The sequence below is a fragment of the Rugamonas rivuli genome (assembly GCF_009380165.1).
GTDB lineage: Bacteria > Pseudomonadota > Gammaproteobacteria > Burkholderiales > Burkholderiaceae_D > Rugamonas > Rugamonas rivuli.
Genome location: NZ_WHUF01000004.1, coordinates 14,021 through 40,631 on the forward strand (window position 1 = coordinate 14,021; position 26,611 = coordinate 40,631).

Below are 26,611 nucleotides of genomic sequence, written 5' to 3' on the forward strand. Positions count from 1 at the left end.
ATGACACCCGAAAGCGTGATGACCATGGGCCGCCATGCCATGGAAGTGACCCTGATGATCGCCGCGCCGATGCTGCTGGTGGCGCTGATCATCGGCCTGGTGGTCAGCATCTTCCAGGCCGCCACCCAGATCAATGAAGCGACGCTGTCCTTCATCCCCAAGCTGGTCGGCATCTTCGTGGCGCTGGTGGTGGCCGGCCCGTGGATGCTGTCGGTCATGCTCGACTACATGCGCGAAGTATTCGGCGGCATTCCCGGCCTGGTCGGGTAGATACTTTGTCAATATGTAACATTTTCCGATTAAACAAGAAGTTGACTTAAAATGGGTACGCTGATGCCCGGTGGAAAGAAATAGGTTAAAAACGCCTCATGATTTCGTTCTCCACTGCCGATATCAATCTATGGATCGCCGGTTTGCTGTGGCCGTTGACGCGCATCCTGGGTTTGCTGGCGGCGTCTCCGCTGTTCGGCAATTCCAGCGTGCCCGCCAGCGTCAAGATCAGCCTGGGCGTGCTGCTGGCGATGATCGTGGCGCCGGCCGTGCCGGTGCTGCCGGGCAGCGACCCGATGTCGCTGGCCGGTTTGCTGATCCTGGTGCAGGAAATGCTGATCGGCCTGGCCATGGGTTTCAGCATCCGCATCGTGTTCGCGGCGGTGGAGATGGCGGGAGAAATCTCCAGTTTGACCATGGGCCTGGGGTTCGCCACGTTTTTCGACCCCAACACCCAGGGCCGCTCGTCGGCGATCAGCCAGTTCCTGGCGCTGGTGGCGACCATGGCCTTCCTGGCCGTGAACGCCCACCTGGTGCTGCTGTCGGCGCTGGTGGAAAGTTTTTACACGCTGCCGGTGTCGGCCTCGCCGGTCTACGGCGGCGGCTTCAAGCAGCTGGCCGACTGGGGCGGCAGGATATTCAGCACCGGTGTGCAGCTGTCGCTGCCCATCGTGGCAGCTTTACTGATTACCAACGTCGCGCTGGGCATCCTGACGCGCGCGGCGCCGCAGCTGAATTTGTTTGGGATCGGGTTTCCGATCACCTTAGGTGTAGGTTTGCTGGTCATCGCCATGACACTCCCGTACTTGGCGACGCCCGTGCAAAACCTGTTTTTGGATGGCTTGGAGCGCGCGCGGCTGATGCCGCGCACGTGGTCGCAGCGTCCCGAAGCGGTCAAACCGGCAAACTTGCCGCTTAGACCTCCGGGGCCGCGACCATAGCGAAATTCAATAGCCAAGCCGTGTTTTTTGGTTTCCATGAGGCAATTATGCGCGTATCATGGAAGCTCGCCGGGAGAACAATGCAATGACTTCGATCGTTATCAATTTCACAACCGACCAGATCGTCAGTCTCACGACTGCGCAGATCGGCCTGTTCACGACCGAGGACATGCAGGCACTCAGCTCCGACCAGCTCGGCGTGATGAGTTCCTCCCAGGTGCGCGCCATCAGCACGCTGCAACTGAACTACCTGACCCCTGCCGCCCTGGCCGGCCTGACCACGGCCAACGTCCCCGCCCTGACCCAGCTGCAGGTCGGCGCCCTGAATACCGACCTGATGGCCGCCCTCAGCACCGACCAGCTGGTCGCCCTCAGCACACGCGAAATGCTGGCCCTGACCAGCCGCCAGCTCAACGTGCTGAACTCGGACCAGATCGGCGCGCTCGAGACGGCCGACCTGCGCGCCCTGAGCACCGCCCAGCTGAACATGCTGGGCTCCGACCAGGTCGCCAGCCTGGTCACCGGCCAGCTCGGCTCGCTGGCCACGCAGCAGCTGCGCGCCATCAACACCGGCGCCGTGCAAGCCCTCACCACCGACCAGATCGTCTCGCTGGCGACCGCCATGCTGGGCGTGCTGACCACCAGCCAGCTCAACGCGCTGACCGCCGGCCAGCTGGCCGCCGTCACCACCGACCAGATCGCCGGCCTGAGCTCGCTGCAAGTGAGCGCCCTGGCCACCGCCACCGTGGCCAACCTCGGCAGCGACCAGATCGCCGCGCTGGAAACCCGCGACCTGATCGGCATGAACAGCGCCCAGATCGCCGTGCTCAGCGCCGTGCAACTGGGCGGCCTGAGCACCGACCAGATGCACGCGCTGCGCAGCCATGAAATCGCCGCCCTGACCACCGACCAGCTGCCGGTGCTGAGCACCGACCAGTTCAACGCGCTGAGCTCGCTGGCGGCCCTGAATTCGGCCCAGATCGGCGTGCTGAGCACCGACCAGCTGACCTCGCTGACCACGCGCACCATCACCCTGCTCGGCAGCGCCCAGCTGGCGGCGCTGACCGCCGGCCAGGTGCAGGCGCTGAACACCGACCAGATCGTCGCGCTGTCGACCGGCCAGGTCGCCGCGCTGACCAGCGCCACCGTCGGCGCCCTGACGTCCGACCAGGTGCAAGCCATCGAAACGCGCGACCTGGCCGTCTTCACCACCGGCCAGATCCGCGCGCTCAGCAGCGACCAGCTGGTGGCGCTGACCAGCGTGCAGATCGCCGCGCTGAGCACCGCCGCCGAAGCATCGCTGCGGCCCGACCAGCTGGCCGCGCTGACCACCGACCAGATCGCCGCGCTGAAATCCATCGTGCCGCTGACCACGCTGCAAATCCAGGCGCTGACCACCGACCAGGTGGTGGCGCTGAGCAGCAAGTCCATCACCAACCTCAGCAGCGTGCAACTGGCGGCGCTGACCTACGACCAGGTGCAGGCGCTCAGCAGCGACCAGATCATCGAGATGACGGCGACCCAGTACAGCAACCTGAGCAGCGCCATGCTCAACTCGCTGACCAGCACCCAGATCGGCCTGATCGAGACGCGCGACATCGCCGCGCTGCGCGCCGCGCAGATCGCCCGCCTGTCGACCGACCAGCTGGTGGTGCTGCTGTCCGACCAGTTCACCGCGCTGACCAGCAGCGCCATCGGCGCCCTCAGCACCGACCAGATCAGCGTGCTGACCACCGACCAGCTGAATGCGCTGTCGACGCTGGCGGGCCTGTCGAGCCGCCAGATCAGCTCCTTCACCACGGCGCAGATGAGTTCGCTGTCCACGCACAACCTGGCGACCCTGGCCACCAGCCAGCTGCGGGCGCTGAGCTCGGACCAGATCCAGGCGCTGACCACCGACCAGATCGTCGCATTGAGCGCCGGCCAGTTCCGCGGCTTGAACTCGGCCGCCATCGCCGCCCTGACCACGCTGCAAGTGTCGGTGATCGAAACCCGCGACATCGCCGGCCTCGCCACGCAGCAAATCAACAAGCTGGGCACCGACCAGATCATGGTGCTGAGCACCGACCAGATCATGGCGCTGAACTCGGGCGAAATCGCCGCCCTGAGCACCGACCAGATCCAGGTCCTGAGCACCGACCAGATCGACGCGCTGCGCTTCCTGACCGCGCTGACCACGCGCCAGGTGCGCTCGCTGACCACCGTCCAGATCGGCAACCTGACGACCGCCGACCTGACCAGCCTGACCACCCGCCAGTTCACCGCCTTCACCAGCGACCAGCTGCAGGCGCTGACCACCGACCAGATCATCGGCCTGAACACCGCGCAACTGGTGGCGCTCAGCGCCAGCGCCATGGCTTCGCTGTCGACCGACGCCATCGCCGCCATCGAAACGCGCGACATCCGCGCGCTGCGCACCGCCCAGATCGCCCAGCTGAGCACGCTGCAAGTGACGGCCCTGACCCTCGGCCAGCTGGCCGCCTTCACCACCGCCGAAATCCGCGCGCTGACCTCGGACCAGATCGCCGTGCTGACCAGCGACCAGATCGTCGCGCTGTCGACGCTGGGCCCGCTCGTGACCAAGCAGATCGCCGGCCTGACCACCGACCAGATCGCGCAGATGACGACCAACGACTTCGCGTCGTTGCAGACCAACCAGCTGGCCGCCTTCAACACCGACCAGGCCGCCGCGATCAGCAGCGACCAGATCCTCGCCATGTCGACCGCGCAGGTGCGCGCGCTCAGCACCGACGCCATCGCCGCGCTCGGCCTGGACCGCATCGCCGCGCTGCGCAACGTCGACCTGATCTCGCTGAGCACGCGCCAGGTCGCGGCGCTGACCACCGCCCAGCTGGCCGCGCTGAGCACCCAGCAGCTGCGGGTGTTGACCACCGGCGAAATCGCCGCGCTGACGCTGACCCAGATCGCCGGCCTGAGCAGCGACCAGATCGACGCCCTCGCCACGCTGAGCGCGCTGACCACCAAACAATTGTCCGGCTTCAGCACCGACCAGCTGGCCACGCTGAACCTGCCCGACCTGCGCGCGCTCAGCTCGCGCCAGATCGGCGCCCTCAGCACCGACCAGCTGGTGGCGCTGACCACCGACCAGATCCGCGGCATGGGCACGGCCCAGCTGCGCGGCATCGCCGCCGCCAATATCGCGGCGCTGACCACCGGCCAGATCGCCGCGCTGAGCAACGTCGAGCTGGCCTCGCTGAGCACCAAGCAGCTGGTCAACCTCAGCACCGACCAGATCGGCGCGCTGAGCACCACCCAGATCACCGCCCTGACCACGCAGGAAATCGCCGCGCTGACCAGCGACCAGAAGGCTGCGCTGACCAGCGACCAGCTGGGTGCGCTGAGCTCGCTGGCCAGCTTCTCGACCGCCGCCATCGCCGCGCTCACGACCGCCCAGATCGCCTCGCTGCCGCTGGCCATCCTGGCCGGCCTGACCACGCGCCAGATCGCCTCGCTGACCACCGACCAGATCGGCGCCTTGACCACCGATGAAATCGTCGCGCTGACCACCGGCCAGTTCCGCGCCCTGACCAGCGACCAGATCGGCGCCTTCACTTCCGACCAGGTGCCGGCCATCGAGCTGGCCGACGTGCAGGCGCTGTCGACCCGCCAGATCACCGCGCTGACCACGCTCCAGCTGAGCGAGCTCACGCCGGCCCAGTTCGCCGCGCTGAGCACCCAGGACATCGCCAACCTGAGCACCCAGCAGATCGCCGCGCTGTCGACCGACCAGATCGCCAGCTTCGCCACGCTGGCGCCGCTGACCAGCAAGCAGATCGCCGCCCTCACCACGGCGCAGATCGCCAGCCTGGCGCTGGCCAAGATCGCCACGCTGTCGACCCGCCAGATCGCCGGCCTGACCAGCCTGCAGGTGGGCGCGCTGACCACCGATGAAATCGTCGCGCTGAGCACCGCCCAGGTGCGCAGCCTGAACGCCGCCACGCTGGCCGCGATGTCGACCCAGCAGATCGCCGCCATCGAAGTGGTGGACGTGGCCGCGCTGGGCACCGGCCAGATCCGCGCGCTCACCAGCGACCAGCTGGCCGCGCTGACCGCCGGCCAGTTCGCCGCCCTCAGCACCCGCACGCTGGCCAGCATGACCACCGACCAGGTGGCCGCGCTGTCGCTGCCGCAGATCGACAGCCTGGCCTCGCTGGCGCCGCTGACCAGCAACCAGGTCGCCGCGCTGACCACCGCCCAGGTCGGCAGCCTCGGCCTGGCGCAGATCGCCACCTTCAAGACCGTCCAGCTCAACGCGCTGGGCAGCGACCAGTTGCAGGCGCTGACCTCCGACCAGATCGTCGCGCTGGAAACGGCGCAGATCCGCGGCCTGAGCGCCAACGCGCTGAACACGCTGACCACCGCCCAGTTCGCCGCCATCGAGCTGGTCGACATCGCCGCGCTGCGCACCAGCCAGGTGGCCGCGCTGAGCACCAGCCAGGTGTCGTCGCTGACGCTGGCCCAGCTGAGCTCCTTCACCTCGCAGGAAATCGCCGCCCTGACCACGCGCCAGCTGGGCGTGCTGACCACCGACCAGTTCGCCGCGCTGGGCAGCCTGGCCGGCCTCAACACGCGCCAGATCGCCGGCCTGTCGAGCGACCAGATCATCGCGCTGACGCCGGCCCAGGTGGCCGCGCTGAAGACCGCGCAGATCGCCGCCTTCAGCACCACCCAGATCCAGTACTTCACCAGCCTGCAGATTCCGGTGCTGAGCACGGCCCAGGTGCGGGCGCTGTCGGCCGCCGCGGTCGCCGCGCTGACCACCGACCAGATCCTGGAACTGACCGGCCCCGAGCTGGCCGCGCTCAAGACCAACCAGCTGATGGCGCTGACCAGCGACCAGCTGGGCGCGCTGTCGCTGACCCAGTACGGCACCCTGATCAGCAGCGAAATCGCCGCCCTGACCACCCGCCAGCTGAGCTACCTGACCAGCGACCAGATCGCCGCGCTGGCCAACCTGGCCGCGCTGACCACCCTGCAGATCAGCGCCCTGAGCACCGACCAGCTCAACGCGCTGACGGCGCAGCGCTTCGTCACGCTGAGCACCAAGCAACTGGCCGCGCTGTCCAGCCGCCAGGTGCAGGGCATCAACAGCGACCAGATCATCGCGCTGTCGACCGCGCAGATCCGCGCCATCAACACCACGCTGCTGGCGGCGATGAGCACCGACCAGATCGAAGCGATCGAAGCGCTGGACCTGGCCGCCATGACCACCGCCCAGCTGCGTTCGCTGACCACCCAGCAGATGCAAGCCCTGCTGACCGACCAGTTGCACGCGCTCAGCAGCGCCGACATCGCCGCCTTCTCGCAAACCCAGTTGTCGGTGCTGAGCAATGCCCAGGCCAGCGCGCTGGGCAACCTGGCCGACTACTCGACGCTGCAGATCGCCGCCATGTCGACCACCCGCATCGTCGCGCTGTCGCTGCTGGACATCGACCTGCTGAGCACGCGCCAGATCGGCGCCCTGACCTCGCTGCAGGTCTCGGTGCTGAGCAGCGACCAGTTGATCGAACTGAGCGGCGCCCAGGTGGGCGCGCTCAGCACCGCCGCGCTGGCCGGCCTGAGCGCCGCCCAGATCCCGTTCATCGACGCCGTCGACATCCCGTCGATGAAGAGCGCGCAACTGCAGGCGCTCAACAGCGCCCAGCTGCAGGCGCTGACCAGCGACCAGGTCAGCCTGCTCACCTCGCAGGAAGTGGCGGCGCTGAAGGCCAGCCAGATCGCGGCGCTGAGCACCGACCAGCTGGTCAACCTGAGCAATATCCGCGGCATGACCACGGCCCAGATCCACGCGCTGACCTCCGACCAGCTGAGCTCGCTGCTGCCGGACCAGATCGCCTCGCTGCGCACCGCCCAGATCGCCGCGCTGAGCAACACCCAGGTCGGCTACCTGACCACCGACCAGATCGTCGCGCTGACCACCGCCGACATGCTGGCCATGGCCACCCGTTCGCTGGCCGCGCTCAGCACCGACCAGGTGGCCGCGATCGAGCTGGCCGACATCGCCGCGCTGCGCTCGGCGCAGCTGCAGGCGCTGACCACCGCGCAGGTGGCCGCCATCAACACGGTGCAGATCGCCTTCCTGTCGACCAACGCCGTCAGCGGCCTGAGCGCCAACCAGGTGCGGGCGCTGACCGTCGACCAGATCGCCGCGCTGACGGACGTGCAGTTCCGCGCGCTGTCGACCCGCGCCATCGCCGCGCTCAGCACCGACCAGTTCGTCGCCATCGAGCTGGGCGACCTGGCCGCGCTGCGCAGCCAGCAGATCCGCGCGCTGACTTCCGACGAGCTGGTCAGCATGACCAGCAACCAGCTGACCAGCCTCACCACGGCCCAGGTCGCCGCACTGACGACCACCCAGATCAGCTACCTGACGCCGGACCAGTTCCTGCTGCTCGGCTCGCTGGGCTCGCTGAACACCACCCAGGTGTCGACGCTGACCACCGACCGCATCCAGGCGCTCAACGACGACCAGCTGGGCGCGCTGACCACGGCGCAGATCGCCTCGCTGAGCAGCCGCCAGGTGGGCGCCTTCACCACCCACCAGATCCAGCAGCTGTCGGTCGCGCAATGGCGCGCACTGAGCACCTCGGCGCTGCGCGGCCTGTACAGCGACCAGATCGCCGCCATCGAGGTGGAAGACCTGTCGGGCCTGAAGACCAGCCAGATCGCCTCGCTGAGCACGCTGCAGATTTCCCTGCTCAGCGTCGACCAGTTCGGCGTGCTGACCACGGCCGAGGTGGCGGCGCTGACCGGCGCCCAGGCCAAGGCCCTGACCACCGACCAGCTGAACGGCCTGGCCACGCTGGCCGGCCTGACCACGCTGCAAGTGAGCTCGCTCTCCACCGACCAGCTGGTCGCCCTCAACGGCGACCACATGGTGACGCTGCGCACCGCGCAGATCGCCGCGCTGACCAAGAACCAGCTGCAAGCCTTCACCACCGACCAGCTGGTCGGCCTGACCACCGCGCAAGTGCGCGCGCTGAGCGTGGCCGCGCTGGCCGGGCTGAGCACCGACCAGATCCAGGTGATCGAGCTGGAAGACATCCCGGCGCTCACCAGCGTGCAGCTGAACTCCCTGACCAAGTCCCAGTTCTCGGCGCTGACGCTGGGCCAGATCGCCAGCCTGGCGACCCAGCAGATCGCCACGCTGAACCCGAACGACATCACCGCCCTGACCACCCAGCAGATCAACCAGCTGAGCACGCTGGGCGTGCTGAACGCCGGCCAGGTGGCGGCGCTGACCTCGGACCAGCTGGGCGGCATCGACATCGACCACTTCGCCACGCTGCGCTCGGCGCAGATCGCCGCGCTGACGCTCAAGCAATTCTCGCTGCTGACCACCGACCAGCTGGGTTCGCTGAGCACCCAGCAGGCGCGCGGCCTGAACATGACCATCCTCGGCACCGACCAGATCGCCGCGCTGAATGTCGACGCGGTCGCCTCGCTGAGCACGGCGCAGCTGCAGACGCTGAAGACCAACCAGATCGCCGCGCTGACCGGCGCCCAGTTCGCCTCGCTGTCGACCCGTTCGCTGTCCTCGCTGGCGGTCACGCAGATCCGCGGCCTGAGCACCGACCAGCTGGCCGCGCTCGGCACGCTGAGCCCGTTCACGGCGGCGCAGATCGGCGGCTTCAGCTCCGACCAGATCGCCGGCGTCGCGGCCGACATGATCAACGGCTTGCGCACCGCCCAGATCGCCGGATTCGGTTCGACCCAGTCGCTGGGCCTGACCACCACCCAGATTTCCTCGCTCGACCCGACGCTGGTGGCGGCGCTGTCGGTGGTGGCGCTGAACGCGCTGAACTCCGACCAGATCCAGGCGCTCGACGGCAACGACATCGTCGCGCTGAAGACCGCGCAGCTGTCCAGCCTGAGCGGCGGCACCATCGCCAAATTCTCGGCGCTCCAGGTGGCGGCGTTCTCGACGGCGCAGATCCGTTCGCTCAAGGCCAGCCAGATCAAGTCGCTGACGCTGGAACAGATCGCCGCGCTGACCGTGACCGAAATCTCGGCGCTGGCGGCGACCCAGGTGTGCGCGCTGACCGCCGACCAGCATGCGGCGCTGACCGCCGAGCAACTGGCGGTGCTGCCGATCGGCAGTCCGCTGATCCTCGACCTGGACGGCAACGGCATCCGCACGCTGGGCATCGACGCCGGCGTCCGCTTCGACATCTATGCCGACGGCGAACGCCTCAACACCGGCTGGGTCGGCAAGGGCGACGGCTTGCTCGCGCTGGACCGCAACCACGACGGCCTGATCAACGACGGCAGCGAGCTGTTCGGCACCGCCACCAACAGCAGTGCCGGCGGCAAGGCCAAGGATGGCTTCGCGGCGCTGGCCGACATGGATACCAACCACGACGGCGTGGTCGACAGCAAGGACGCGCAGTTCGGCGACTTGCGGGTGTGGGTCGACGCCAACGCGGACGGCGTCAGCCAGGGCGACGAGCTGAAGACGCTGGCGTCGCTGGGCATCGCCAGCCTGACGGTCGCGGCCACCAAGGTGAGCGAGTTGGACAACAACAACTGGATCGGTTTGCGCTCCAGCTACACCAGCAGCGACGGCACGGTCAGCCAGATGGCCGACGTCTGGTTCCTGGCCAGCCGGGCGGCGCAGGCGAGCGCGCTGACGCAGGCCATCAACAGCTACGGCCAGCAAGCCAGCGCTGCACCGGCCGGCAACAGCGGCGGGCAGCTGACGCCGGCGCCGGCCGACGCCAGCCTGTCCGGCCACGTCGCCGCGCTGGCCGAGCAATTGCAGCACTACGCCGCCACCACCGGCCTGAGCGGCAGCGCCGCCGCCCAGGACGACGACTGGTTCCGCAAGCAGCACGCGGCCAGCGGCATCCTGGCGGCGAAATAACCCGGGGGGCATGCCCCCTGGGTTGTAAAAAAGCCCCTGGCGCGATGCGCTCAGGGGCTTTTTCTTTGGTGGTCGCGGCGCGGCGCCGCAGCGCTCAGGTGATGTAGTTGAACAGCGACAGGCCGGCCAGGCTCTTGAACGATTTCTGCGCCGCGTCCAGCGTGGTCTGCTGCTGCGTGAACAGCGAAATCGCCTTCACCGTGTCGACATCCTGCAAGTCCGACAGGGTGGTCGCGTACTGCAGGTTCAAGTCGTCGCCGGAACTGTCCAGGTAGTCCAGCTCCTTCAGGCGCGAGCCCACCTCCGACTGGATCGACAGCAGATTGTCGGTGGCGTTGTCGATATTCATCTGCACCTGGTTCAGCTTGTTGTTCAGGCTGGCCTGCCCCGCCGCGCCGTCGCCCGGCGCGCGCAAGGCGGCGATCAGGTCGCTCACGGTGGTGAAGATCGATTGCTTGGTGCTGGGCTGCACGGTGAAATTGTCGAGGTCGGCCGGATCGCCCTTGACGTCGAACTGCACGCCATCGAAGGTGATGTTCTGCCCGCTCACATACGGCTGCGGCACGGCCGGCACCGGCGCCGGCGGCACCGGCTGGTTCAGGGTCAGGTCGGTGACGGTGTAGGTCGTCGCCTTGGGCGTGCCCGGCGTGGCCGGCACCACCTGGAAATCGATCTGGTACTTGTGGCCGGTCAGCTGGGTCGCATCCTTGACCGAGCCGGCACTGATGATGCCGCTGCCGCCGCGCGTGAAATTGGCCGGGTCGGCGCCGGTGACGAAGGTGCCGTTGCCGGTCGCATTGTTTTCAAACACGGACGCGCCGGAATCGCTGATCGGCAGCTTGCGGGTCGAGCCCACCTGCAGCTCGCGCTGGCCCTGGTCGCCCTGGTAGGCGGCGCCATTGGCGGTCTGGGTGAACGGCAGGGTGGTCGATTTGTAGCCGGAGAACACATAACCGCCCACACCGTCGGCGGTGTTGGCCTGGCCCAGCAGGTCGGCCAGCCGGCCTTCCAGCTCGGTCGCCAGCGACGCGCGGTCCTTCTGCGTGTAGCCGCCGTTGCCGGCGTTGACGGTCAGCGTCTTGATGTCCTGCAGGATGGCGGTCGAACTGGCCAGCGCCACCGTCTCCAGCGACAGCGTGCCCTTGGCATTGGCGCGGTTGGTCACCAGCTGGGTGTTGATCGATTGCGACTGCGTCACTTCCAGCGCGCGCGCGGTGGCGATCGGATCGTCGGCGGCGGTCAGGTTCTTGCGGCCGGTCGACAACTGCGCCTGGGTGCGGGCCAGCGCGCTCTGCAGCGTGCTGATCTGCCCTACGCCGACGTCGTAGATCGTCTTGGAACTGATGCGCATAGACATGATAATTACCTAATATTGAGCAAAACATCGAACAGCGTGCTGGCCACCTGCATGACTTTGCCGCTGGCCTGGTAGGCCTGCTGGTAGCGTAACAGATTCGCCGCTTCCTCATCCAGGTTCACACCGGACACGCTTTCCTTCTGCTTGGTGGCCTGGTCCACGGCGGCGTCGGCGGCCGAGCCGGTGATCTGCGCCTCGCGCGCCTTGTTGCCGACAAAGTTGACCATCTGCGCGTAGGTGGTCTGGTAGGTGGCGTTGCCGTTGTCCAGGATGTTCTTGGTCTGCAGGCCGGCCAGCAAGGCGCCGTTGCGGCTGTCGCCGACGCCGCTGACGTTGGGGCCGATGGTGAAGGTGTCGAGGTCGGCCGGCGTGCCGCTGATGTTGAAGTTGATGCCGCCGAAGCTGATCGCCGCGCCGTCCGTGTAGGGCACGGTCGGCGTGCCGGCCGGATACACGGTGGCCACGCCGTTGACCGTCACCGTCACGTCCTGAGCCGGCGGGAAGCCCGACAGCGAACCGCTGGCCTTGTCGTAGGTCAGCGTGACCGGCGCCGCCAGCGCGTTGCCCGGCGTCAGATAGTTCTTGTCGACGGTGCCGGCGCTGATCTTGGCGTTGCCGGCGTTGGCGTTCGGCGCCGCGGTGGCGATCGGCGCCGCCAGCGCGATCTTGGTGCGGTCGGTGACGGCGACGCTGAAATCGTGGGCCGCGTTGTAGGTCGGCCGCACCAGGAAGTTGTCCTTGTCCGCCGGCGTGCCGGTGATCGTGTAGTCGACGCCGTCGATGGTCTGCGGCACCGCCTGCGGGAAGGGATTGATCTGCGTGACCTGGCCGTCGCTGAGGCGGGTGACGTTGAAATTGGTGCCGTCGAAATCGACGCTGTAGTCGCTGGCGGTCAGCTTGCTGGCGTCGGTGACGACGGCGGTGACGTCGGCCGTGCTGGCCGGCGAATTGCGGCTGTTGACGCCGACATAGGCGTTGATCGGATTGAAGAACGCCGTGCCGAGCGCGCCGTTCTGGTCCTGGCCCAGCACGTGCTGGGCGTTGAAGCTGACGGCCAGCCCGGCCGCCACCTGGCCCAGCGAGTTCTGCGCGCGGTCCATGGCGCCGTTGCGGAACTCCAGCAGGCCGCCGATCTGGCCGCCGGTCAGCACGCTGTCCGGCAAGGCGCTGAAGCTGCCGCTCGGGCTCTGGTAGCCGACCGTGACGCGGCTGGCGTCGGTGGGCGAGGTGGACGTGGCCAGCTGGAACGCGGTGTTGCCCACCACCAGCGGCTGCCCCGTGCCGAACTCGACCGTCAAACTGTTGTTGTCGCCCGGGATGACGGTGGTCTTGACCAGCTTGTTCAGCTCGGTCAGCAGCTGGTCGCGGTGGTCCAGCAAATCATTGGGCGCCTTGCCGTCGGTGGCCAGGCCGGCAATGGTGTTGTTCAGCGCCGCCAGTTCCTTGGCGTAGGAATTGATCTCGTTGACGGTGGAGCCGATCTGGCCGTTGACGCCGGAGGCGATCTCGGTCATCCGCGCGCTCAAGCCCTGGAAGCGCGACGCCAGCGAGTTGGCGGTCGACAGCATGGCCTGGCGCGACGCGGCCGAGGCCGGGTTCGAGGTGGCGTCCTGCACGCCGTTGAAGAAGTCCTGCAGCGCCGGCGACAGGCCGGCCTTGGGATCGGCCAGCAGGTTGTCGATCTGGCTGATCTGCTTGGTGTAGGTGTCGAGCGAGGCCTGGCTCGATTCGGCGTTGCGCAGCTGCACCGCGAGGAAGTTGTCGTAATAGCGGCGCACGGCGCTGACCTCGGTGCCGCTGCCGACGAAGCCGAAGCCCTGGTCCTGGGTCGCGGTGTCCGACTGGATCGCCGCCTGGCGGCTGTAGCCAGCCACGCCAGCGTTGGTGATGTTGTTGCCGGTGGTCGACAGACCTACCTGGGCTGCCAACAAACCGCTTTTGCCGATGCTGAGAAGACTGGACATGATGTTTATGCTCTATTCGTAAATTGGTAACGGCAAACCGCCGGAAAACTTGACCCCGCGCCCGCTCAACCGGCCAGCGAGCGCTTGATGATGCTGGTGAGTTTGTTCGCGTAGTTCGGATCGGTGGCGTAGCCGGCCTTCTGCAAGCCCTGGGCGAAGCTGCTGGCGTCGCCCGCGCTGGCCAGCACTTTTTCGTAGCGCGGATTGCTCGCCAACAGCTTGGCGTAATCCTTAAAACTGTCGCTGTAGCTGTCGTAGGCGCGGAAGCGCTCGACCTTGGTCTGCGCCTTGCCGTTGACGTATTCGGTGGTGGTGGCCTCGACCACCTTGCCCTTCCAGTCGCCGCCGGCCTTGATGCCGAACAGGTTGTGGCTGTTGCTGCCGTCGCGGCCCTTGATCTCGCGCTTGCCCCAGCCGCTCTCCAGCGCCGCCTGGCCCAGCATGAACTTGGCCGGGATGCCGGTGGCGCGGCTGGCTTCCTCGGCGTGCGCGCCGAGCTTGTCCTGGAAGCTGCGCACGTGCGGCGCCTGGCTGCCCTTGTTGGCCGCGTTGGTGGCAGGCACAGCGCTGTTGTCGTCGACCGAGCCGACGGCGCCAGCGCCGCCGGCCGCCGCGATGGCGCGCTGCAGCTTGGCGTCCATCAGGCTGGCCAGGCCGCCGAAGCTGCCGCCGTTGGCGCCGCTGCTGCTGTCGCCAGCCTCGTTGCCGATCGCCAGCGCCTGCTTGTCGGCGGTCTTGGACAGCTGGCGTATCAGCATGTCCGACAGGCCGATGCCCTTCTTGGCGATATTCTGGCTGGTCTGCTGGTCCAGCATGGTGGTGAACATCTTGCTCTGCTGGCTGTCCATCATGCCGTCCTGCGGCGTCGCCTCGCGCATGCTCTTCATCATCATGTTGACGAACATCGCTTCGAATTGCGTGGCGGCGGTCTTCAGCGCCTCCGGGCTGCCGGCCTTGGCCGACTGCCGCAGGCTGCCCATGTCCTTGAGGTCGAGGGCGAACTTGCTGCTGAGGTCGTTGGAGGTATTCGCATTGGGAAATGAGCTGGTCATGACGGCACCTTCCTAAATGATTTCCAGCTCGGCGCGCAGCGAACCGGCCGCTTTCATCGCCTGCAAAATGGCCAGCAAATCCTGCGGCGTGGCGCCGATGGCGTTGAGCGCCTTGACCACCTCGGCCAGCGAGGCGCCGCCCTTGACCATCATGACCTTGCCGCCGTCGGCCTTGATGCCCACCTGCTGGTTGGGCGCGACCACGGTGCGCCCGCCGGACAGCGGATTGGGCTGGCTGATCTGCGGATCGGCCGTCACCGAGATCGACAGGTTGCCGTGCGAAATGGCGCAGGTTTCCAGCGTGACGGCGCGGTTCATCACCACCGAACCGGTGCGCGCGTTCATGATGACCTTGGCCGGCTGCTCGGCCGGATTGACCTGCATGTCCTGCAAGGTGCCGATGAAGCTCACGCGCTGGTCGCTGCTGCTGGGCGACTGCACGCGGATCACGCGGCTGTCCAGCGCGTAGGCGATGCCGGGACCGTATTTATCGTTGATCACTTCGACCACGCGGCTGGCGGTGGCGAAGTCGGCGGTGTTCAATTCCAGCTTGATGAAGTTGCCCTCGCCCAGGCTGGAGGCGACCGCGCGCTCGACGGTGGCGCCGCCGGAAATCTTGCCCACGCTGAGGTGGTTGACGGTCAGCGAGCTGCCGCCGGCGCCGCCGGCCGCGACGCCGACGCCGCCCACCAGCACATTACCCTGGGCCATGCCGTACACCTGGCCGTCCGCGCCTTTGAGCGGCGTCATCAGCAGCGTGCCGCCGCGCAGGCTCTTGGCGTTACCCATCGACGAGACCGTGATGTCCAGCGTCTGGCCCGGCTGCGCGAACGGCGGCAGCGAGGCCGTCACCATCACGGCGGCGACGTTCTTCAATTGCAGCGAGGTGCCCTGCGGCAGGTTCACGCCCAGCTGCTGCAACATCGACACCACGCTCTGCACGGTGAACGGGGTTTGCGTGGTCTGGTCGCCGCTGCCGTCGAGGCCGACGACCAGGCCGTAGCCGATCAGCTGATTCTGCCGCACGCCGGCGATGCTGACCAGGTCCTTGAGGCGCTCGGCATGAACCGGCTGCACCAGCAGCGAGGCCGCCACCAGCGACAGCGCCGCCAGCTTGCGCGCGCCCTGCATGATTGATTGAGTGCTGTCCATGATGGCCATCAGAAAGGTAACAGGCTTTGGAAGAAGCGCGAAGCCATCGATGCCATCTCGGCGCGGTCGATCTGGCTGTTGGTGCGGTACTCGACCTTGGCGTCGGCCACGGCGGTCGATTGCACGGTGTTGCCGGTGGCGATATTGTCGGGATTGATCATGCCGGAGAAGCGGATGAATTCCACGCCCTTGTTCATCGCCACCTGCTTCTCGCCGGCGACGATCAGGTTGCCGTTGGAAAGCACCTCGACCACGGTCACGCCCATGGTGCCGGTGAAGGTGTTGCTGGCCGACTGGTTGTCGCCGTCGGCGAACTTGCTGGAGTTGCTGACCGACAGAGGATTGCCGAAGGTCGATTGCAGCGGGCCGGGCACGGTGGCGCTGACGCTGCCGGACTTGTTGCCCGAGCTGGCGCCGGCCTTGACCGCCGACGTCTTCTCGGTGATGACCAGGGTCAGCACATCGCCCACGTGGCGCGCGCGGCGGTCTTCGAAGATAGGACGGAAGGCGGCGTTCTGGTAGATGGCGCCGTTGCTCGGCGCCGCCTGCAGCCGTTCGCTGGTCAGCGGACGGGCCGACATCGGCATCTGCACGATGGAGGTCGGCGTGGTCATGCAGCCGCCCAGGGCGGCTGCTGCGACAACGATGGTGATGGCGTATTTCATGCTCGACTCCTTACATCTGCGACAGCTTGGCCAGCATCTGGTCGGAGGTCGTGATGGCCTTCGAGTTGATTTCATAGGCGCGCTGGGTCTGGATCATATTGACCATTTCCTCGACCACGTTGACGTTCGAGGTTTCCACATAGCCTTGCAGGATGACGCCGGTGCCATTGGTGCCCGGGGTGTTGGTTTGCGGGTTGCCGGAAGCGCCGGTTTCCACGTACAGGTTCTCGCCCTTCGATTCCAGCCCGGTCGGGTTGATGAAGGTCGACAGCTGGATGCTGCCGATCTGCTGCGGCGCCACCTGGCCCGGCAGCGTGACCGAGACGGTGCCGTCGCGGCCCACGGTGATCGATTGCGCGGTGATCGGGATGGTGATGGCCGGTTGCAGCACGAAGCCGCTGGACGTGACCATCTGGCCGTTGTTGTCGCGCTGGAAGGAGCCATCGCGGGTGTAGGCGGTGGTGCCGTCGGGCAGCAGCACATTGAAGAAGCCGTTGCCGTTGACCATCAGGTCTTTATCGTTGCCGGTCGACTGGGGATTGCCCTGGGTGTGCACGCGCTCGATCGCCACCGGACGCACGCCGGTACCGAGCTGCATGCCCGACGGCAGGTTGGTCTGCTGCGACGACTGGCCGCCAGGCTGGCGGATGTTCTGGTACAGCAGATCCTCGAACACGGCGCGCGATTTCTTGAAGCCGTTGGTGCTGACGTTGGCCAGGTTGTTGGACGTGACATCGAGCGCAGTCTGTTGCGCTTCCATGCCAGTCTTGGCGATCCACAGTGAACGTATCATGATGCTTCTCCCGTTGCTTGGACGGGAGCCGTCAAAAGCGACAGCTACTCATCCCATGCAATCATTATGCGGGAGAGGTCATCAACTCAAAGCGGAGGTCTAGGCACCTTTTGCGCCTCTATTCCTCAGTAACAGCGCGAAGCCAATCGAATTCCCCCCAAGTGGCGGCAGCGCCTATATGGGCGAGGGCAATCAACGGACTGAGAAATGAATGCAAAATAGTAAACTTTGCATATAAAACAAAATGGTGTAGACTAAAATTGCTTAAAACCAATTTTCAACGAATCTATTCAAAAGGAAGCCCATGGACACAATAATCAATGGCAGTAAATGGCTATTAAAGCTGGCCTGCCAAGCCGGCGTAGCGAGCATGCTCTTTTTGGCGATGGCGCCTTCAAATGCTGCGGTAGCAACCGCCATAGGAACTGGCAACTTCCATTCTTGCGCGGCTTTATCCACCGGCGGCGCAAAGTGCTGGGGGCAAAATAGCTACGGGCAGTTAGGTAATGGAAAGACGGTCACTAGTCTCACCCCGGTTGAAGTGCAAGGCCTTTCCAGCTATCAAATCACCGCTATCGCCGGCGGCACGTATTTTACTTGCGCACTGACTTCGACCGGCTCCGTCTATTGCTGGGGCTTCAACAACTATGGTCAACTTGCCAGTAAAACATTGGTTTCAAGCACAACTCCTGTCGCAGTTCAAATACCCACAGGTGCCGCAAAAGCCCTCACTGTAGGGAACAATCATGCTTGCGTATTGGACACTTATGGGAATATTTACTGCTGGGGCTCAAATTCGGGTGGGCAACTTAACCGCAACGTTTCCATCACTCATAGCAGTATTCCGCTTTACGCTGCAGGTATGAACGACGTGGTTGCCCTCCAGGGCAATGGCTTCACAACATGCTATCGTGACAACAAAGGTGGAGCAAAATGTTTCGGTAACAACAAGTATGCGCAATTCGGTATTGGCACTAAAGACAGCACAGACGGCGCTACCTACGGTGCCCCAAATTATGCACTTGGCCTTTCGACCAATGTGATATCTACATCGGCCAGCATGTACGATGGTTGCGCAGTAAAAGACGATCATGCAGTATTTTGCTGGGGGTTCAACAATACTTTTGGAGCCCTGGGCTTTACTGGCATCGGTATCTACTCAACTCCGGTAGCGGTGCTGGGACTTCGCAATGATGCGATCTCAATTATTACCGGCATCTCACATACCTGCATCATCACCCAAAGCGGTGGCGCGCAATGCTGGGGCATGAACGGAACCGGGCAATTGGGTAACGGCCGCGCCGCGCCGCAGGAAGCCGCCTCAGACGTAATTGGCATCAGTGAAAAAATTATTTCGCTGTCTCTCGGCTCGAATCATTCCTGTGCCCTTCTCGAAAGCGGTACCGTGAAGTGTTTTGGTCAGAGTTTATCGGGACAATTAGGAACAGGAACCACTTTATATAGTCCCGTTCCGGTCACTGTCCCCCTGTAACATATCGGCTTGAGTATTTTTCTTGTCAGTACGCTGGCAACCCCGGTTGCCAGCGTCGGCAATAAATACAAAATTTAGCCCACGACCATTTTTTAGCTAAGCGCTAATATCTGGGTGGCTTTTGCGGCGTTATTCTCGGCGTTCTTCAGCAAACTCATTTGCATTTCGAACTGCCTAGCCAGACTGATCATGTTGACCATGGAGTCGACCGGATTGACATTGCTGCCCTCCAGCGCGCCATCGACCACGCGCACCGCCGGGTCGTTCTCGGCCGGCGTGCCGCTGAGCTGGCGGAACAGGCCGTCGTCGCCGCGCACCAGGCCCTTGGGGTCGGGATTGACCAGCTTGATCCGCCCCAGCACATTGGCCGGGCCGGGCTTGAAATCGGTGGAGATGGTGCTGACCGTGCCGTCGCCGGCCACCATCACCGTGGTGTCCGGCGGGATGGCGATCGGGCCGCCGTCGCCCACCAGCGTCTGGCCGCTGGTGGTTTGCAGCAGGCCGTTCTCGCTGATCTTCAGGCTGCCGTTGCGGGTGTAGGCTTCCGAACCGTCGGCCGACTGCACCGCGATCCAGCCCTGGTCGCGCACCGCGATGTCCAGCGCGCGGCCGGTGGTCTGGATCGGGCCGGCGCGCATGTCGGCACCCACCGTGGAATCGACCACGAAGGCGCGCGTCTGCAAGCCCTCCGACACCACCGGCACCGCCCGAAACGTATCGAGCTGCGCGCGGAAGCCGGTGGTGGTGGCGTTGGACAGGTTGTTGGCGACGGTGGCCTGCTGCTCCATCACGTGCCGCGCACCTGTCATCGCGGTATAAACCAGGCGGTCCATGGCTTACTCTATTAACGCAGATTGACGAGGGTTTGCAGCACCGAATCCTCGGTCTTGATGGTCTGCGCATTGGCCTGGTAGACGCGCTGCGCGGTGATCATGTTGACCAGTTCGGCCGTCAGGTCGACGTTGGACACTTCCACCGAGTTGGCGCGCAAGGAACCCATCGAGCCGGCGTTCGGCACCCCGACCTGCGGCGTGCCGGAAGCCGAGCTTTCCGCCCAGGCATTGTTGCCCAGCGGGGTCAGGCCGTCGACGCTGGCGAAGTTGGCCATGGCGATCTGCCCCATCGGACGCGCCTTGCCGTTGCTGTACTGGCCCAGGATCACGCCGTTGGCGTCGATCGCATAACGCTGCCAGGAACCGGCCGAGTAGCCGTTCTGCACCGAGCCCAGGTCGTTGGTGACGCTGCCGTACTGGGTGGTTTTGTCGAAGGTGGTGGCGACCACCATCGGCTGCTGGGAGCCGGTGTCCGGGAAGATCGGCAGGCTGATGTTGAACGGCAGCGTTTGCGGCGTCGGCTGCATCAGGGCCATGGCCTCGGGGTCCAGCACGCCGGTTTTGGTGAACAGCAGCGTGCCGGCCTTGACGGCTGGCACGGTGATGGCGGCCGCCAGCTTGGCGTTGATCTGATCGGGCGTCATGCCGGTGATCGAATTGCTGCCAGTCGGATCGAGCGCGGTGAATGCGGCGTCCAGCGCGGCCAACTGCGCCGGCGAGGCAGCGGCTGGCGGCACCACAGCCGCTGCAGCCATCGAATCGTGGGCCGCCTGTGCATAGGTGAAAGCGGCTGAGGCGATCGCCGCAGGGTCAGGCGGGGTCGCGCGCACTGCATCGTTGTAGGCGGTGCGGGCAGTCTTCACGTTGGGGTCGATGTTGATCGCCGCAGCCACGCTACCCGAAATGATTTCCTTGTTGTCGGCCGCCGCGTACACGTCCCAGGTATTGGCGTCGGTCTTGACGTAGTAGGTCGTCATGATGTGCGAAGTACCCAGGCTGTCGAACACGTTCAGCACGGTCTGCTTGTTGTAGCTGGTCGGATCGCCGGCGTCGAACGGTATCGTGGCCGGCACCTTCTCGGCCGAGCTCAGGTTCAGCTGGAAGTTGGCGGTGGTGGTTTGCACCGGCGTCAGGTCGGACTTGTCCAAGGTCAGCGGCACTGGCGCACCGAGCTGGATCACGCCGGCCGCGTTCGACAGGTAGCCGGTCAGCACCGCGCCCTGGGCATTGACCAGGGTGTGGGTATTGTCTTCATGGAACTGGCCGTTGCGCGAGTACTGCACCGCGCCGTTGACCACTTCGCGGAAGAAGCCGCCGCCGTTGATGGAAATGTCCAGCGGGTTGTTGCTGGTTTCGATATTGCCCTGCGTAAATTGCTGGGCCAGCTTGGACGTCATCACACCGATGCCCGGGTTGTTGCCCGACACGCCGTTCAGCGAGTTGGCGTACAGGTCGGCAAACTGCGCCTGCGAGCCCTTGAAACCAACGGTGCTGGCGTTGGCGATGTTGTTGCCGATAACGTCCAGCGATTTGGATGCTGCGTTCAGGCCGCTAAGTCCTTGTTGGAACATGGTATTCCCCTATGCTAGGTATGAGGTACGTTACAAAACTTCTTTAACATCGGACATGGCGAACTGTCCGAGCGAGGTGTTCAGCTTGACGCCGCCGCTGCCGGTCGACACGCTGGCCACGGCCGCCAATTGCAGCGGCGTCGAGTCGGTCAGCGTCTTGCCGCCGCTGACCGCCTTGACCGCAAAGGTGTAGCTGCCGGCCGGCGCGACGGTCTTGGCGTCGGTGGTGCCGTCCCAGGTGATCGGATAGGTGCCGATGTCGGTCCCCTTCATGTTCATGGTGCGCACGGTGGCGCCGGTCTTGTCCTGGATCGAGATGGTCACGCTGTCGGCGGCCGTGGCCAGGTCGATGCCGAACACGCTGGTGGTGGTGGTCTTGCCGGCCGAGTCGGTGCTGCTCGACAGCTCGATGCCCTTGCCCTCCACCAGCACGCCCTTGCCGATCAGATTGGTGGCCGTCAGCGATTGCGCGCTGGCCTGGTCGGTGCGCAGCGATTCCAGCGTGGCGTTGACCTTGTTGATGCCGGTCACCGTCGACAGCTGGGCCAGCTGACTGGTCATGGCCGCGTTGTCCATCGGGTTCAGCGGATCCTGGTTCTTCAGCTGCGTCACCAGCAGCTTCATGAACTTGTCCTGGTCCGCGCCGATGTCGTTGGCGTTCTTGGTGCCGCTGGCGCTGGTGGCGCTGCCGGTACCGCTGGTGCTATTGACCGCGGCCGCCTTGGGCGTGTCGATCACTCCGCTAATAGTCATGATTGCCTCTTAAAGATTACTGGCCGATGGTCAGGGTTTTGAGCAGCAGGGTCTTGGCCGCATTCATGGTCTCGACGTTGGTCTGGTAGGACCGCGAGGCCGACAGCATATTGACCATCTCATCCACCACATTGACGTTGGGCATGGTCACATAACCCTTGTCATCCGCCATCGGATGCTTGGGGTCGTACATCTGTTTCATCGGCGACTGGTCTTCCACCACCTGCTTGACGCGCACGCCGGTGGCGGCGCCGCCGGCGGCCGGCGTGGTCGCTTCGAACACCACCTGGCGCGCGCGGTAGGCTTCGCCGCTGGCGCTGGTGGCGCTGTCGGCATTGGCCAGGTTGGAGGCCACCACGTTCAGGCGCTGCGCCTGCGCGCTCATGGCCGAACCGGAAACATTGAAAATATTAAACAGCGACATGATTAGTTACCTCCCTGGATCGCCGCCATCATGCTTTTGATCTGGGCGTTGATTGCGGTGATGCCAGCCTCGTAGCGGATGGCGTTATCGGCGAACTGGTTGCGCTCGACGTCCATGTCGACCGTGTTGCCGTCGACCGCGCCCTGCACCACGCCGCGGTACAGCAGCGGCGTACCGTCCGCCATGGTGCCGCCGTCTTGTTGAGGGTTGGGGTAATGCTTGCTGGCGGTGGTCTTCAGGCTGGCCGCCGCGCTCGGGCTGGCCTTGTCCAGCGCGGCCTGCATCGCGCTGCTGAAATCGATATCGCGGGCCTTGTAGTTCGGGGTGTCGCCGTTGGCAATATTCGAGGCGAGCACGCTCTGGCGCTGTGAGCGCAAGCCCAGCGCGGCTTCGTTAAAGCGCAGGTAATCGTCGAGTTTCCCAACCATGGCAGCTCCCAATGGACGTACTTGTTATGACAGGATCGATGATACGGAGTTGCCGGTCGTCACCATCGAGCGATAAGCACCTGCTTTTCGGTCCTATTCAAGGCTTCAAGTTCAGACCGCCAGACTATGATGGCAATATTGAAGGGGATACTCACGCCATGAAACGATTGCTCACTACCGCCGCCCTGCTGGCCCTGCTGCCGGCGGCCACCGCCCAGCAAGCCCCCGCGCCGCGCCCAGCGGCTTACCAGGACCCGGCCGCGCTCAAGCGCAGCGTCGAACAGTTCCTGCAAGTACAGAGCGGCGGCCTGCCGGGCCAGGTGACGGTGGCGGTCGGCGCGGTCGATCCGCGCATGAACCTGGCCGCCTGCGCCGAGCCGCAAGCCTTCTTCATGCCCGGCGCGCGCGCCTGGGGCAAGACCACGGTCGGCGTGCGCTGTGCGACACCGACGGCCTGGACAGTATATATTCAAGCCACGGTGACGGTGGTCGGCGACTACATCGCCAGCGCGGCGCCGCTGGCCCAGGGCCAGGCCATCGAGGCCGGCCAGCTGGTGACGCTGAAGGGCGATCTGACAATGTTGCCGGCCGGTATAGCCACCGACATGGGCCAGGTGATCGGCCGCAGCACCAATATTTCATTGCCGCCGGGCACCCCGCTGCGTCTCGATACGCTGCGCAGCAAGCCGGTGGTGCAATCCGGACAACTGGTGCGCCTGGTGTCCAGCGGCAACGGCTTCAGCGTGTCGGCCGAGGCGCGCGCCATGAGCACGGCCGGCGACGGCCAGGTAGTCCAGGTAAAAACTTCCGGTGGGCAACAAATCACGGGAATCGCCAAGGCAGGCGGGCTGGTGGAGGTGGCGTTTTGATCGAACGCCAGGGGTCTTGAGGCACGGCAACGCTAAAGTTTTGGGCGCAGCCGCCGTTACATACTCAGATCCCGGAGTTTCGTACTCCTACCAGAGAAGGATAAAGCTGTGAAAATTAACGATACATTGAAGAGCACGACCGGCTTGCCGTCGTCATCCCCGGCTTCCACCTCGACTGCGCGCGGCGCGGACAAGGCGGCAGCCCCGGCGACGCCTGCAACGTCCGACAACGTGCGCCTGTCGCCGCAAGGCCAGGCATTGGCGGCCAGTGCGGCCGGCGGCAACAGCGCGGTGTTCGACACCAAAAAAGTCGAACGCATCAAGCTGGCGATAGCCGACGGCCAGTTCCAGGTCAACTCGGAAAAAGTGGCGGATGGCTTGCTGGATACAGTCAAGGATCTGCTGCACTCTCGCAAACGATAGGTCTACCATGTCAACCGCTACCCCGCTGAACAGCCTGCGCGAAGAAGAACACATCATGACGACCCTGCTGGGCGTCCTGAAGCAGGAGCAGCAACACCTGGTGGCGGCGGAAATCGATGGCCTGACGGCCCTTACCACGAAGAAATCGGCACTGGTCACGCAGATGACCCTGTTGTCGGCCCAGCGCCACCGCGCCCTGGGCAAGGCCGGCTACCCGGCCGAGGAAGCCGGCATGGATGCCTGGGTTGCCGCCTGCGGCGCCGATGCCGCCGAAGCGACCGCCTTGTGGCAAGCGCTGCAGCAGCATGCGCGCGCAGCCAAGGAACTGAACCGCATCAACGGCATGCTGATCAACAAGCAGATGAACCATGCGCAGGGCGCGCTGCAAGCGCTGCGTCCGCAAACGGCGGCTGCGAACAACTTCTACGGCCCTGGCGGCCTGTCCACTTCCCTGCCCCGCAGCCGCGGCTTTTTAGCCGGCTGATTACTGCGCCGGCGTCGTCGGCAACTCCGTTACCGCGTCCGGAATGCCGGACAAGATCGTCACCGCCACGCGGCGGTTGCGCGCGCGGCCGAGTTGCGTGTCGTTCGACGCCACCGGCACGTTGGCGCTGTAGCCCACCGCCGTCAGCCGCTCCGGCGCCACGCCGGCGTCGATGAACAGCCGCACCACGCTGCTGGCGCGCACCGCCGACAATTCCCAGTTGGACGGGAACAGCGTGTTGCGGATAGGCTGGTTGTCGGTGTGGCCTTCGACCTGCACCTTGTGGTCGTCGCTTTTCAGCAGGCCGGCGACGGCGCGCAGCGCTTCGGTCGATTCGTTGGTCAAACGGGCCTCGCCCGGATCGAACAGCACCGAGGCGTTGATCTCGACGCTGACGCCGCGGCTGTTTTGCGTCACCCGCACCTTGCCCTCCTTGACCAGCGGCGCCAGCGTGGACAACAAGTCCTGCGCCAGCTTGGTCATCTGGGTCTTTTCCTTGCGCAGCAGTTCGGCGTGGCGCTTCAGGTTGGGATTGGGGATGGGCAGGTTGGGCACTTCGGTATTGATGGGCTTGGCCGAGCCGGCGCCGCCGAAGGCATCGCCCAAGGCCACCGACAACACCTTGTACTGGCCGATATTGACCACCGAAATCGCATACATGACGACGAAGAAGGCGAACAGCAGCGTGATGAAGTCGGCGTAGGAGATCAACCAGCGTTCGTGGTTCTCCGGTTCGTCGTCGAACTTCCTGCGCGCGCGCCGGTTCTGCACGTCAGTGCTCCCGCATCAGCGTGGCGATGCGCTCGTCGATGACGCGCGTGTGGTCGCCGGTGGCGATGTCGTAGAACACGGCGGCGGCGATTTCCTGCTGGTGCACGGCCTGGGTGACGATGGCCTTGAGCTTGTTGGCGATCGGGTAGAAGAACAGGTTGGCCAGGCCGACGCCGTAGATGGTCGAGACGAAGGCCACCGCGATGCCGGAGCCGAGCTTGCTCGGGTCGGTGAGGTTTTCCATCACGTGGATCAGGCCCAGCACGGCGCCCAGGATGCCGATGGTGGGCGAGTAGCCGGCCGCCGATTCCCAGATGCGCACCGCCTGCCGCTCTTCGGTTTCGAAGGCGGTGATTTCAGTGTCGAGGATCTGGCGCAGCTTGTCGGGGTTGATGCCGTCGACGATCAGGCGCAAGCCCTTGGTGTTGAACTTGTCCTTGGACGCGAGCATGTAGCGCTCCAGCGACAGCAAACCGTCGCGCCGCGCCGCCAGGTTCCAGGCGTTGATGTCGCGCGCCAGCACGGCGCGGCTGTCGGCCGGCGGCGCGAACACCAGCCGCAGCATGCGCAAGCCGCGCAGGAAAGTCTGGAAGCGGGTCTGCAGCATGACGGCGCCGAAGGTGCCGACCACCACGATCGCGAACGCGGCCGGCTGCAGCAGCGAGGACAGCTTGCCGCCTTCCAGCGTCTGGCCGATGACGATGCCGGCCAGCGCCAGCAGCACCCCGGCTACGCTGGCCCAGTCCAAGACCGCTCCCGAAGTGAGGCGCGCAGACGCGCCACGGCCTGCGTATGCAACTGCGATACGCGCGATTCCGATACGCCCATCACGGCGCCGATTTCTTTCAAGTTGAGCTCCTCTTCGTAGTACAGCCCCATCAGAATCTTCTCGCGCGGCGGCAGGGCGTCGATGGCGTCGATCACGGCCTGGCGGAAGTCGCCGTCCAGCAGCGAGCGCAGCGGGTCCGCATCATCGTCCGCCGCATAGCGGTCGAGGAAGCTGTCGTTGCCGTCGTCGTCGTGAAAATCCTCGTAGTACACCAGCTGGTGGCCGCCGCCTTCGGACAGCATTTCCTGGTAGTCGGCCAGCGACAGCTTGAGCATCTTGGCCACTTCCGACTCGGTTGGCGGATGGCCCAGGCGCTGCTGCAAGGTGCTCATCGCGGTTTCGATCTTGCGCATGTTCTGGCGCATCGAGCGCGGCAGCCAGTCGCTGTTGCGCAGCTCGTCCAGCATCGCGCCGCGGATGCGCAGCACGGCATAGGTTTCGAACTGGGCGCCGTGCGTTTCCTCGTAACGGCTGATGGCGTCGAGCAGGCCGATCATCCCGGCTTGCACCAGATCGTCGACTTCGACGCTGGGCGGCAGTTTCGCCTTCATGTGATGGGCCAAGCGCTTGACCAACGGCATATGCTCCGTCAGCAAAGAATCCTTGTCCGCTTTCCCTTTGACCGTGTACATAGCCTGTTTATTATTGATTAAGCG

21 protein-coding genes are annotated in these 26,611 nt (G+C 65.1%); 7 read left to right on the plus strand and 14 right to left on the minus strand.

Features of this window, described 5'->3' with window-relative positions; all coding sequences use genetic code 11:
* From fliQ to GEV01_RS15135, 3 genes are all read left to right on the plus strand, one after another.
* Complete coding sequence (fliQ, locus tag GEV01_RS15125; RefSeq protein WP_008451355.1) at positions 1-270, plus strand: flagellar biosynthesis protein FliQ; 270 nt, start codon at positions 1-3, stop codon at positions 268-270.
* A 98-nt stretch (positions 271-368) separates the two neighbouring features.
* On the plus strand, positions 369-1,211 hold the full coding sequence (fliR, locus tag GEV01_RS15130; RefSeq protein WP_152805808.1) for a flagellar biosynthetic protein FliR: 843 nt from the start codon (positions 369-371) through the stop codon (positions 1,209-1,211).
* Between the two features lie 85 nt (positions 1,212-1,296).
* Complete coding sequence (locus tag GEV01_RS15135; protein ID WP_152805811.1) at positions 1,297-10,095, plus strand: beta strand repeat-containing protein; 8,799 nt, start codon at positions 1,297-1,299, stop codon at positions 10,093-10,095.
* 94 nt (positions 10,096-10,189) lie between these two features.
* Here GEV01_RS15135 and flgL read toward each other — a convergent pair whose 3' ends face one another.
* The 6 genes from flgL to flgG all read right to left on the minus strand — a co-directional run bounded on the left by flgL (position 10,190) and on the right by flgG (position 17,078).
* Complete coding sequence (gene flgL, locus GEV01_RS15140) at positions 10,190-11,452, minus strand: flagellar hook-associated protein FlgL (protein WP_152805814.1); 1,263 nt, start codon at positions 11,450-11,452, stop codon at positions 10,190-10,192.
* 5 nt (positions 11,453-11,457) lie between these two features.
* Positions 11,458-13,416 (minus strand): flagellar hook-associated protein FlgK, encoded by a 1,959-nt coding sequence (flgK, locus tag GEV01_RS15145; RefSeq protein ID WP_152805817.1) that lies wholly within the window; start codon positions 13,414-13,416, stop codon positions 11,458-11,460.
* Positions 13,417-13,481: 65 nt separating this feature from the next.
* The gene (gene flgJ / locus GEV01_RS15150) at positions 13,482-14,468 is read right to left on the minus strand and encodes a flagellar assembly peptidoglycan hydrolase FlgJ (RefSeq protein ID WP_152805820.1); all 987 of its coding nucleotides are present in this window, start codon (positions 14,466-14,468) and stop codon (positions 13,482-13,484) included.
* 12 nt (positions 14,469-14,480) lie between these two features.
* Positions 14,481-15,629, minus strand: a complete 1,149-nt coding sequence (locus tag GEV01_RS15155) for a flagellar basal body P-ring protein FlgI (protein WP_152805823.1) — start codon at positions 15,627-15,629, stop codon at positions 14,481-14,483.
* The gene (locus GEV01_RS15160; protein ID WP_152805826.1) at positions 15,629-16,285 is read right to left on the minus strand and encodes a flagellar basal body L-ring protein FlgH; all 657 of its coding nucleotides are present in this window, start codon (positions 16,283-16,285) and stop codon (positions 15,629-15,631) included. The genes GEV01_RS15155 and GEV01_RS15160 overlap by 1 nt, the downstream gene beginning before the upstream one ends.
* Positions 16,286-16,295: 10 nt before the next feature.
* On the minus strand, positions 16,296-17,078 hold the full coding sequence (gene flgG, locus GEV01_RS15165; RefSeq protein WP_008451365.1) for a flagellar basal-body rod protein FlgG: 783 nt from the start codon (positions 17,076-17,078) through the stop codon (positions 16,296-16,298).
* 304 nt (positions 17,079-17,382) lie between these two features.
* Here flgG and GEV01_RS15170 point away from each other — a divergent pair, with 304 nt between their 5' ends.
* A complete protein-coding gene (locus tag GEV01_RS15170) occupies positions 17,383-18,570 on the plus strand; it encodes an RCC1 domain-containing protein (protein WP_152805829.1) in 1,188 nt (395 codons plus the stop codon).
* Between the two features lie 92 nt (positions 18,571-18,662).
* Here GEV01_RS15170 and flgF read toward each other — a convergent pair whose 3' ends face one another.
* Genes flgF through flgB form a run of 5 tightly spaced genes read right to left on the minus strand, consistent with a single transcriptional unit; the run spans position 18,663 to position 22,579 of the window.
* Positions 18,663-19,403, minus strand: coding sequence for a flagellar basal-body rod protein FlgF (flgF, locus tag GEV01_RS15175; RefSeq protein ID WP_008451367.1), 741 nt, complete (start codon positions 19,401-19,403; stop codon positions 18,663-18,665).
* An 11-nt stretch (positions 19,404-19,414) separates the two neighbouring features.
* Positions 19,415-20,974, minus strand: coding sequence for a flagellar hook protein FlgE (locus tag GEV01_RS15180; RefSeq protein ID WP_152805832.1), 1,560 nt, complete (start codon positions 20,972-20,974; stop codon positions 19,415-19,417).
* Positions 20,975-21,004: 30 nt separating this feature from the next.
* Entirely contained in the window at positions 21,005-21,727 is a 723-nt protein-coding gene (locus GEV01_RS15185) for a flagellar hook assembly protein FlgD (RefSeq protein ID WP_152805833.1), read from the minus strand.
* Between the two features lie 16 nt (positions 21,728-21,743).
* Positions 21,744-22,151: a flagellar basal body rod protein FlgC gene (gene flgC, locus GEV01_RS15190; RefSeq protein ID WP_008451372.1), complete on the minus strand. Its 408-nt coding sequence runs from the start codon at positions 22,149-22,151 to the stop codon at positions 21,744-21,746.
* 2 nt (positions 22,152-22,153) lie between these two features.
* Complete coding sequence (gene flgB / locus GEV01_RS15195) at positions 22,154-22,579, minus strand: flagellar basal body rod protein FlgB (protein ID WP_152805836.1); 426 nt, start codon at positions 22,577-22,579, stop codon at positions 22,154-22,156.
* A 158-nt stretch (positions 22,580-22,737) separates the two neighbouring features.
* Here flgB and flgA point away from each other — a divergent pair, with 158 nt between their 5' ends.
* The 3 genes from flgA (at position 22,738) to GEV01_RS15210 (ending at position 24,355) form a co-directional block, all read left to right on the plus strand.
* On the plus strand, positions 22,738-23,448 hold the full coding sequence (gene flgA / locus GEV01_RS15200; protein WP_152805839.1) for a flagellar basal body P-ring formation chaperone FlgA: 711 nt from the start codon (positions 22,738-22,740) through the stop codon (positions 23,446-23,448).
* Between the two features lie 108 nt (positions 23,449-23,556).
* The gene (gene flgM, locus GEV01_RS15205; RefSeq protein WP_008451379.1) at positions 23,557-23,871 is read left to right on the plus strand and encodes a flagellar biosynthesis anti-sigma factor FlgM; all 315 of its coding nucleotides are present in this window, start codon (positions 23,557-23,559) and stop codon (positions 23,869-23,871) included.
* A 7-nt stretch (positions 23,872-23,878) separates the two neighbouring features.
* Positions 23,879-24,355, plus strand: a complete 477-nt coding sequence (locus GEV01_RS15210; protein WP_152805842.1) for a flagella synthesis protein FlgN — start codon at positions 23,879-23,881, stop codon at positions 24,353-24,355.
* Here GEV01_RS15210 and motD read toward each other — a convergent pair whose 3' ends face one another.
* Genes motD through GEV01_RS15225 form a run of 3 tightly spaced genes read right to left on the minus strand, consistent with a single transcriptional unit; the run spans position 24,356 to position 26,587 of the window.
* Positions 24,356-25,126, minus strand: coding sequence for a flagellar motor protein MotD (gene motD, locus GEV01_RS15215; protein ID WP_328595528.1), 771 nt, complete (start codon positions 25,124-25,126; stop codon positions 24,356-24,358).
* Between the two features lies 1 nt (position 25,127).
* A complete protein-coding gene (locus GEV01_RS15220; protein WP_152805845.1) occupies positions 25,128-25,874 on the minus strand; it encodes a flagellar motor protein in 747 nt (248 codons plus the stop codon).
* Positions 25,856-26,587 carry an RNA polymerase sigma factor FliA gene (locus GEV01_RS15225; protein WP_008451383.1) on the minus strand — a complete coding sequence of 244 codons (732 nt, stop codon included), beginning with the start codon at positions 26,585-26,587 and terminating at the stop codon, positions 25,856-25,858. The genes GEV01_RS15220 and GEV01_RS15225 overlap by 19 nt, the downstream gene beginning before the upstream one ends.
* Between the last annotated feature and the right edge of the window lie 24 nt (positions 26,588-26,611).

Coding starts and splice junctions, on each gene's coding strand:
- fliQ (WP_008451355.1), top strand. CDS start 1: ATGACACCCGAAAGCGTGATGACCATGGGCCGCCATGCCATGGAAGTG.
- fliR (WP_152805808.1), top strand. CDS start 369: ATGATTTCGTTCTCCACTGCCGATATCAATCTATGGATCGCCGGTTTG.
- GEV01_RS15135 (WP_152805811.1), top strand. CDS start 1,297: ATGACTTCGATCGTTATCAATTTCACAACCGACCAGATCGTCAGTCTC.
- flgL (WP_152805814.1), bottom strand. CDS start 11,452: ATGTCTATGCGCATCAGTTCCAAGACGATCTACGACGTCGGCGTAGGG.
- flgK (WP_152805817.1), bottom strand. CDS start 13,416: ATGTCCAGTCTTCTCAGCATCGGCAAAAGCGGTTTGTTGGCAGCCCAG.
- flgJ (WP_152805820.1), bottom strand. CDS start 14,468: ATGACCAGCTCATTTCCCAATGCGAATACCTCCAACGACCTCAGCAGC.
- GEV01_RS15155 (WP_152805823.1), bottom strand. CDS start 15,629: ATGGCCATCATGGACAGCACTCAATCAATCATGCAGGGCGCGCGCAAG.
- GEV01_RS15160 (WP_152805826.1), bottom strand. CDS start 16,285: ATGAAATACGCCATCACCATCGTTGTCGCAGCAGCCGCCCTGGGCGGC.
- flgG (WP_008451365.1), bottom strand. CDS start 17,078: ATGATACGTTCACTGTGGATCGCCAAGACTGGCATGGAAGCGCAACAG.
- GEV01_RS15170 (WP_152805829.1), top strand. CDS start 17,383: ATGGACACAATAATCAATGGCAGTAAATGGCTATTAAAGCTGGCCTGC.
- flgF (WP_008451367.1), bottom strand. CDS start 19,403: ATGGACCGCCTGGTTTATACCGCGATGACAGGTGCGCGGCACGTGATG.
- GEV01_RS15180 (WP_152805832.1), bottom strand. CDS start 20,974: ATGTTCCAACAAGGACTTAGCGGCCTGAACGCAGCATCCAAATCGCTG.
- GEV01_RS15185 (WP_152805833.1), bottom strand. CDS start 21,727: ATGACTATTAGCGGAGTGATCGACACGCCCAAGGCGGCCGCGGTCAAT.
- flgC (WP_008451372.1), bottom strand. CDS start 22,151: ATGTCGCTGTTTAATATTTTCAATGTTTCCGGTTCGGCCATGAGCGCG.
- flgB (WP_152805836.1), bottom strand. CDS start 22,579: ATGGTTGGGAAACTCGACGATTACCTGCGCTTTAACGAAGCCGCGCTG.
- flgA (WP_152805839.1), top strand. CDS start 22,738: ATGAAACGATTGCTCACTACCGCCGCCCTGCTGGCCCTGCTGCCGGCG.
- GEV01_RS15210 (WP_152805842.1), top strand. CDS start 23,879: ATGTCAACCGCTACCCCGCTGAACAGCCTGCGCGAAGAAGAACACATC.
- GEV01_RS15225 (WP_008451383.1), bottom strand. CDS start 26,587: ATGTACACGGTCAAAGGGAAAGCGGACAAGGATTCTTTGCTGACGGAG.